This is a genomic window from Streptomyces corynorhini, from assembly GCF_003346515.1.
Lineage (GTDB): Bacteria > Actinomycetota > Actinomycetes > Streptomycetales > Streptomycetaceae > Streptomyces > Streptomyces corynorhini.
The window spans coordinates 1-7,752 of record NZ_QQNA01000337.1; the positions used below are offsets into that span (position 1 = coordinate 1).

7 protein-coding genes are annotated in these 7,752 nt (G+C 70.8%); 3 read left to right on the forward strand and 4 right to left on the reverse strand.

What is annotated here, in order from left to right; all coding sequences use genetic code 11:
• Positions 1-684, forward strand: a 684-nt coding sequence (locus DVH02_RS31170; protein WP_114627202.1) for an LLM class flavin-dependent oxidoreductase, incomplete at its 5' end; no start/stop codon positions are given.
• Between the two features lie 92 nt (positions 685-776).
• On the opposite strand, the gene DVH02_RS31175 is transcribed toward DVH02_RS31170, so the two are convergent.
• The 4 genes from DVH02_RS31175 to DVH02_RS31185 form a co-directional block, all read right to left on the reverse strand.
• Positions 777-2,657, reverse strand: a complete 1,881-nt coding sequence (locus tag DVH02_RS31175; protein ID WP_233518569.1) for a glycoside hydrolase family 76 protein — start codon at positions 2,655-2,657, stop codon at positions 777-779.
• Between the two features lie 32 nt (positions 2,658-2,689).
• Positions 2,690-2,875, reverse strand: a complete 186-nt coding sequence (locus tag DVH02_RS34955; RefSeq protein ID WP_147286173.1) for a hypothetical protein — start codon at positions 2,873-2,875, stop codon at positions 2,690-2,692.
• Positions 2,876-3,264: 389 nt separating this feature from the next.
• Positions 3,265-3,585 carry a beta/gamma crystallin domain-containing protein gene (locus DVH02_RS31180; RefSeq protein WP_199566480.1) on the reverse strand — a complete coding sequence of 107 codons (321 nt, stop codon included), beginning with the start codon at positions 3,583-3,585 and terminating at the stop codon, positions 3,265-3,267.
• A gap of 343 nt (positions 3,586-3,928) precedes the next feature.
• Positions 3,929-4,591, reverse strand: coding sequence for a TetR/AcrR family transcriptional regulator (locus DVH02_RS31185; protein WP_325051417.1), 663 nt, complete (start codon positions 4,589-4,591; stop codon positions 3,929-3,931).
• Positions 4,592-4,938: 347 nt separating this feature from the next.
• On the opposite strand from DVH02_RS31185, the gene DVH02_RS31190 reads away from it, so the two are divergent.
• Together DVH02_RS31190 and DVH02_RS31195 are read left to right on the forward strand one after the other, a co-directional pair.
• Positions 4,939-6,252: a UDP-glucose dehydrogenase family protein gene (locus DVH02_RS31190; RefSeq protein ID WP_114627205.1), complete on the forward strand. Its 1,314-nt coding sequence runs from the start codon at positions 4,939-4,941 to the stop codon at positions 6,250-6,252.
• A 147-nt stretch (positions 6,253-6,399) separates the two neighbouring features.
• Positions 6,400-7,620 carry a glycosyltransferase gene (locus DVH02_RS31195; protein WP_114627206.1) on the forward strand — a complete coding sequence of 407 codons (1,221 nt, stop codon included), beginning with the start codon at positions 6,400-6,402 and terminating at the stop codon, positions 7,618-7,620.
• Positions 7,621-7,752 lie beyond the last annotated feature (132 nt).

Consider the following 7,752-nt stretch of genomic DNA (forward strand, 5'->3'; position numbering starts at 1 on the left):
CGCTACGCGCGCACCGGGGAGTTCCTGCGTCTCGTACGCCGCCTGTGGACGGAGGAGGACGTCACGTTCGACGGCGAGCACTTCCGGGTCAGCGGGTCCACCGTCGCGGCACGCCCCTACGCCACCGGCACCAGGACACATCCGACCCTCTACTTCGGCGGTGCGTCCGAGGCCGCGGAACGGGTGGCGGCGGCCGAGGCGGACGTTCAGCTCTTCTGGGGCGAGGCGCTCGACGGCGTCGCCGAACGCATCGACCGGCTCAAGGCGTTGAGCGAGCGGGTGGGCCGCGCGTACCGGCCCCTCCAGTTCGGACTGCGGATCACCACCCTGGTCCGCGACACGACGGAGGAGGCATGGCGGGCGGCCGAGGAGAAGGTCGCGACGATGGCCCGGAGCGAGGGCGAGGCCCCCTGGGCGGGGAGCCACCGGGGCGCCGTCGGACAGCGGCGGCTCCACGATCTCGCGGCGCGGGGCGAGGTGCTCGACACCTGCCTGTACACCGCCCCCGGCAAGGTGGGTGGCGAGGGCGCCGCGACCACCTGGCTCGTCGGCTCCGCCGCCGACGTGGCCACCGCGCTGGACGGCTACCGCAAGCTCGGTGTCACCCACTTCGTCCTCTCCGACACTCCGTACAGGCAAGAGGCCGTCCGCATCGGGGACCAGCTCCTGCCCAGGCTGCGCTGACGACGGCCAACGCCCCTTGGAGCCCGACTTCGGGCGGTCCGGCGTCCGCCGGGGCGGCGGGCGCCGGTCGCGAACCTCACGCGGGTGGGCGGCTACCGCGCCGCCGTCAGGGCGGCCAGCGCGCTGGACTGGGTACGCCAGTCCGTCTGGTTCGAGCCGCCGCCCGCCCATCGCGCGCCCAGCCTGTTGAGGCTGTCGCGGTCCTTCGCCCACACCGAGTCGGCCTGTTCCGCGGCGAACCGCCGGTAGGCGGCGGAGCCGGTGGCCAGGCGGAGACTGTCCAGGTTCCGCATGAAGACGCCCTTGAACTGCTTCTGGTTGTCGTCGCAGCTCCGCTGCCCGACGTCGCAGGACTCGGTGAGCACGCCGTCCACCGTCAACTCCGTACGGGCCAAGGCGGAGTCGGCCAGCCGCCGCGCGGTGGCCAGCGCGGTGGTGTCGCCGGTGCCGCGCCACAGCTCGGTGAGACCGCCGATGGCCAGCCCCTGGTTGTAACTCCACACGGTCTGACCGTTGTTGCGGCAGTCGCCGGTCAGGCCGTCGTTCACGAGCCCCGAAGAGTTGATCAGCCCGCTGGACAGGAACCAGTTCCCGGCCTCCGTCGCCCGCGCGCCCCACACCGTGTCATCGGCGACGCGGCGGTGCAGCGACGCGGTGAGCGAGAGATACAGCCCCGCGGTCACGGAGTTCTTGTAGGTGCGTTCGCGGTCCCACCAGATGCCGCCGCCGCAGCTCCCGGTGTCCCAGTACCGCCGGAGATACTCGGCGATCGTGGTCGCCTCCGTCAGATACCGCGGGTCGTGCGTGTAGTCGTACGCGGCCACCCAGGTCATGCCCCACCAGGCGGTGTCGTCGATGGAGCGGCTGATGAAGTGGCCCTCGACCGGGTCCGAGGACCGCTCCCCGGCGGCGAAGACCCCTTTGTTGCGGTCGAAGGTGCGCGCGACGGCCCCGTCGTAGTCGTGTGTGCCGGTGCGTTCGGCGAAGTCGATGAGCGCGGTGAGCGCGGCCGCCGAGTTCCACCAACTGCTGTGCCACCAGCCCTGGTCGGGGTCGTACGAGGCCATCAGGGCATCCGCCGCTGCGCGCGGCCGGGACGGTTCGGGACGTACCCAGGCCGTGCAGCTGCCCTCCTGATGGGCGGCCTCCCGCCCGCACGCGCGGACCGCGCCGCCGTAGAGCAGGCCGCGCGGGTCGCGGGTGGCGAACATCGCCGTACGGGCGGTGGCGGCGCCGCCGGGCACGGCCGTACGGCCGAGCGAGGAGCCGTCGGGCCGGCTCGCTCCCTCGTCCCAGGAACGGTCGAGCCAGATCTCGTCATCGGGGTCGCCGTCCTCGACGCTGCCCCAGGCCATGGAGTTCCGCTGGTCGACGTGCAGCCTGATGACGCGGCCGTGCAGGGTGGTGGCGGGGACCGGCTGGTCGTCGCCGCTCGCCCGGTCGGCGTCCGTACCGTCGCAGAGCACGTCGCACACGGTCGGGTGGATCCACTCCGTACAGCTCACCGCGCCCGCGTCGGCACACGCGCGCAGCCAACCACGCCTGTGGTGCGAGGGATCGGTGAGGTTGTACATCAGTGTTCTGGTGCCGGTCCAGGTGCTGGGGACGCTCGCTCTGCCCAGCAGCGGCTCCCAGTCGGCGCCCGCGTCCCAGGACCGGTCCAGCCACACCGAGTCCCCGGCCTGCCCGTCGTCGACACTGGCCCACGCCATGCCGTCGGGGTCGGAGGCGTGCAGGCGCAGCCGACGGCCGTTGATGTCCTTCGTGGGCACGGGGAAGCTCTCCCGCTGGGCCAGCGAGGGGTCCAGCCCGTCGCAGGACAGGGAGCACACCACGGCGGCGGCAGTGGTGGCGGCGGTGTCGGTGCCCTGTTGTGCCTGTGCGTGTGTCCGTGCGTGTGTCTGTGCCGGTGGGCCGGCCGCCGTCGTCATGACGACGGCGAGCAACAGCCCGGGGATCAGGCGCAGCCGCATGCCACGGAGCCGTCTCGTGCCGGGGGTTCCTCTCATATCAGCCGCCGCGGGCAGTCGGCGAACCCGTTGTACGTCAGGCTCCAGGTGCCGTCCCGGTTGGAGGCCCGCTTCAGGTGTTCACCCGACCCGGGGACGAGACCGGGGGCGCGGCCGGTGGCTGACGCGACATCAGGGCCGAGGCCGGGAGAGGGTGCTGGGCCGTGCTCCTGGGAAGCCATGGGAGAGGTCCTTCCTGAGGCGGGTGGGCATGGCGGGCTCACGGGTGCGGTGGCACTGCACAGTCCCGACCGAGGCGGGGGCGGACGTGTGCCGCTTCGGTCGGCTCGTCGATCGCCGGTCCTGCCGGTTCATCCCGGTCGACTCGTTCCAGGAATCGTCCGCTCCCTTCGTACTCCCTCGCTATAGCGTGGTAAATAGCCCCTGTGCGAACTGGCTGGGGCATGGCGATGCCGGCCACGCCCGTACGGCGTGGCCGGCATCAGTGATCCGGGCCGCTCAGATCCTCGTCTGCTGAGATCCGATGTCTGCCCGGAGGGGCGGTGTCCGGAGGACGCGGCATCGGAGGAGAACGCCGCCCCGGGCAACCTGCCCGCTCAGCTGTCCCTCGTCAGAGGATTTCGATGGCCCTGACCTTCGGGGGTCGATTCGGGAAGGAGATCTCGTGCCACCGTGCGATTTTCACCGAATCGCCATTGGCGTCGTAGTAGATCAGATCATTGTTCCCCGTGGAGATCTTGTCCACCCACCGATCGCCGAATGAGGTCTTTCCGCGATTCGCGTAGCAGTCCACCTTGTCCGCGCCGTCCTTGTGCGACCAGATTTTCAGGTAATTCTCCCCACCGCGACAGGTGACGTGGTCGATGGCGAAGGCCGGGCTGGTCGGCATGGTGATGGTGAAGGCGGCGGTCGCGGCCAGCGCCACGGCCATGGAACGCGCTGCCTTCTTCGTCCTTGAGATCACAAGTTCTCCTTACTTCGAATGCCGAAACGGGAACTCACTTCGCAGCCGCCATGGTTCGGCGTCGCACCATCAACTATATCGACGCTCTCCGCGATAAATCCAGACCGCGTCTTTTTCCGCTTACGCAATGCCGGTCCGGTAAAAATGGCTTACCGGACAATCTTTTTTACCGCCCTCAATGTGAATTCTCCGCGAATCCAAACTGTTCCGAGGTGCCGGGGCTCCGCCCTCCGCGGCGGTCCCGCGGTCGGCGACGACGTGGACCTTCTTCGCCGATCCCGGGACAGCGGGGGCGGGCGGCGCGGGAGGGCTACGGCTCCGACTTCCCGCAGCGGCAGTCCGCCCCCGCCGCCTTCCGCGCCTCGCCGGTCCGTGGTGTCCCGTCCGGCCTCCGCGCCTCGTCCGGCCGCCTCCGCGCCTCGTCCGGTTTCCGCGCCTCGTCCGGTTTCCGTACCCCGCCCGGCTTCACCAGCGAGTCGATGGCCTCCTTGAGGTGGGGCAGGACGGCCGTGCCCGAGGCGGAGCTGAGGGCGGGCGACCGGACGGTCTGGCGCATCAGGGTCACGCCCAGCACCATCGCCGCCACCAGTTCGGCGCGGATCTCGGGGTCGGGGCCGTCCAGCCGCCGGGCGAAGCAGTCCGAGAAGACCTCGGTCACGTCGGCGCGCACGCGCGCGACGCCCTCCTCCCGGCTGGGCGAGCGGAGCATCGTCAGCACCGGATGCGGTACCTCGGCCTCGTCCGGGCCTTCGGAGGTCAGCCGATGGATCCACTCCGCCACGTCCTCCAGCGGCAGCTCGCGCAGCGGTTCGAACACGATGGTCCCGTCGCTCACCACGGCCGCGAAGAGCCCCTGTTTTGAGCCGAAGTAGCGGTAGACGAGAGCGGCGTCGGTACCGGCGGCCCTGGCGATGTCGCGGATGCTCGCGCCGTCGTAACCGAACCTCCCGAAGCAGCGGGCCGCGGCGGTCACCAGGGCCGCCCGGGTGCCCGCGGAGTCGTATCTACGGGGCGTGGCACGGCCGGCGCCGCTCCGTTTCGCTTCTTCGGGTCTGCTCATCCAGCTCTCCTTCGTCGCGCGCTTTCGTACATGCTTCCCGCGCCGGCGCACTCTGTCCAAAATCACGCGGCAATGTCATCGATCGTTGGCAAATTATTTTTCGCCCAAGTAGCTTCACGACGCGGGCTGTTGATCTCCACTGCCCGTCTTCACCCGCAGGTCCGACGATGGCGTCGGGCCTGTCACGCCTTCCGGTGCAACGACCGAGGAGTCGGCACTCGGCGGCGCTGACATCCGGACGAGAAGAATCGGTGATTCTTATGGAACATCGGCAGATAACAGTCATTGGAACGGGCTACGTAGGGCTGACCACCGGCGCCTGTCTGGCCTCCCTCGGCCACCGGGTGGTGTGCGCGGACTCCGACGCGGGCAAGGTCGAACGGCTCCGGAGGGCGGAGGTCGACATCCTCGAACCGGGTCTGGAGCGGACCGTCCGCGCGGGGCTGGACTCCGGCCGTCTCACCTTCGTCAAGGACACCCGAGGGGCCGTCGCGGAGGCCGAGGTGGTCTTCCTCTGTCTGCCCACCCCGATGGGCGTCGCGGGCGCCGCCGACCTGGCCGCCGTCGAGGCGGTCGCCGACGAGGTCCGTGACCGCCTGCCGCGCGGCTGCACGGTGGTCAACAAGTCCACCGTGCCGGTCGGCACCGCCGAACGGGTCGCGGCACTGCTCGGCCGCCCCGATGTGACGGTGGTGAGCAACCCGGAGTTCCTGCGCGAAGGGCACGCCGTGGACGACTTCCTCCACCCCGACCGCATCGTGGTGGGCGCCGCCGACACGGACGCGGCACGCCGGGTGGCCGACCTCTACGTGGGCATCGACGCGCCGCGCGTGCTCACCGACACCGCCGGTGCCGAACTCGCCAAGTACGCGGCGAACTTCTTCCTCGCGATGAAGCTGTCATTCGCGAACAACCTGGCCACGCTCTGCGAACGGCTCGGCGCGAACGTCGACGACGTGGTCGCGGGTATCGGCCACGACCCGCGTATCGGCGGCGACTTCCTCCAGCCGGGACCAGGATGGGGCGGCTCCTGCCTGCCCAAGGACACGCACGCGCTGCTGCGCGTCTGCGAGGAGTCGGGCGTCGAGTTCCCGTTGCTGCGGGCCGCCATCGAGACCAACGTCGAGCACCAGCGCCGACTCGTCGAGCGGGTGGCCGCCGGATGCGCGGGCGCGGACGGTTCGCTGCGCGGCGTCCGGATCGGGCTGCTGGGTCTCACCTTCAAGGCCGGCACCTCCGACCTGCGCGACTCGCCCGCCCTGGCCATCGCCCGCCAACTCCGGGAGCGGGGCGCGGAGCTGAGCGCCTACGACCCGGCGCTCAGCGACCTGCGCCCCGACCTCGGCGATCTGCTGACCATCACCGGCACGCCCCTCGAAGCGCTCGACGGCGCCCGCGCCTGCGTCGTGCTCACCGAGTGGCCGCACTTCCGCGACCTGGACTGGGAGGCCGTCGCGGGGCGGCTCGGCACGCCGCTCGTCTACGACTTCCGCAACGTGCTCGACCCGGTGCGGCTCGACAGGGCCGGGCTGAGCTGGGAGGGCATCGGGCGTTCGCTGGCGATGGCGCACTGAACGCGGTCCCCACCACCCGTCACACGCCGCGCTCTCCTCCCCCTCCTTGCTCTCCCCTCGCTCTCCCCTCGCTCTCCCCCCCGTTTTCCCCCTTCTTCGTCCTCCTCTCTTCTCCTCAGCCCCCTTGCCCCCCAAGAAAGGCTTGTCGTGCGCGTACTGTTCACCACGATCGGTAGTCCCTCCCACGGCCGTGCCCAGCTGCCACTGGCACGGGCGCTCGCGGCGGCCGGACACGACGTGCTCGTGGTCACCAACCCGACCCTCGCCCCCGTCTTCGCGCAGGAAGATGTCCGGGTGGCCACCCGCCTGAGCGAGTTCACCCCGCAGTCCTTCGCCAGCCCGGAACTCGTCCAACAGGTGATGGGGTCCGGCCAGGACGACGCAGAGCCGCTCGACCCCATGTCGCGCATCATGTTCCACATCACCTCGGGCCCGATGGCCAGGAAGCTCTGGGGAGAGATCCTGCCGGTGGCGACGGAGTTCCGTCCCGACCTCATCCTGCGCGACGGCATGGATCTCAGCTCCTGCCTGATCGCGGAGCGCCTCGGCATTCCGCAACTGCCCACCCCGTCGGGGACCAGCAACCTCATCGACCCGGCCGCGGTGCTGCCCGGCCTCAACGCCCTGCGGCGGGAATTCGGGCTGCCCGGCCAGGAGGATCCCCTGTCGGTCGTCCCGCACGGGCGCGTCGACTACGTACCGGCGGACTTCTCGTTCGCCCGGCACCTGCCCCCGTCGCTGTCCTACCGGCAGACCGTGAGCGTCGACCGCGGCGCGGTCCTGCCGCGGTGGATCGCGCGGCTGCCCACCGACCGCCCCCTGGTGCTGGCCGCACTGGGCAGCGCGCTTCCGATGCTCAGGGAGATGCTCGACGACGCGGGCGACGCGGGCCACGAGCCGCCGTTCCCGATGCCGGACCCGGTCGGGACGCTGCGGTCGATGATCGAGGCGGTGGCGCTGCTGGAGGAGTGCACCGTCGTCGTCGCGACCTCGGGCATCCCGGCGGACACCGACGGGCTGCCGCCGCATGTGCACGTCACCGACCGGGTGCCGCAGCCCCTGCTGCTGGAGTCCGTGGACGCGTTCCTCACCCACGGAGGCTTCAACAGCATCCGGGAATCTCTGCGCACGGCCACCCCCATGGCGGTGCTGCCGCAGTTCGGCGACCAGATGGCCAACGCGCGCCGCGTCGAGGAGCTGGGCCTCGGCCGGGCCATCGGCGAAAGCACCACGGACGCCATCACCACGGCCGTACGCGAGGCACTGAGCGACCCGGGCGTCCGGGCCAGGACGCGGGAGGCCCGGCTGGCGATGCTGGCGCTGCCCGAGATCGAGAGCGCCGTGGACGACCTGCACAAGCTGGTCTGACAGCAGGTCTCCGACAGCCGGTCCGACACCTCGGCGGACCGTCGTCCGGTCGTACCGCGCGACGATCCGCCGTGTCCCCGTCCTCGTCTTTGCCCCTGCCCCTGCCCCTGCCTCCGCCTCCGCCTCCGCCCC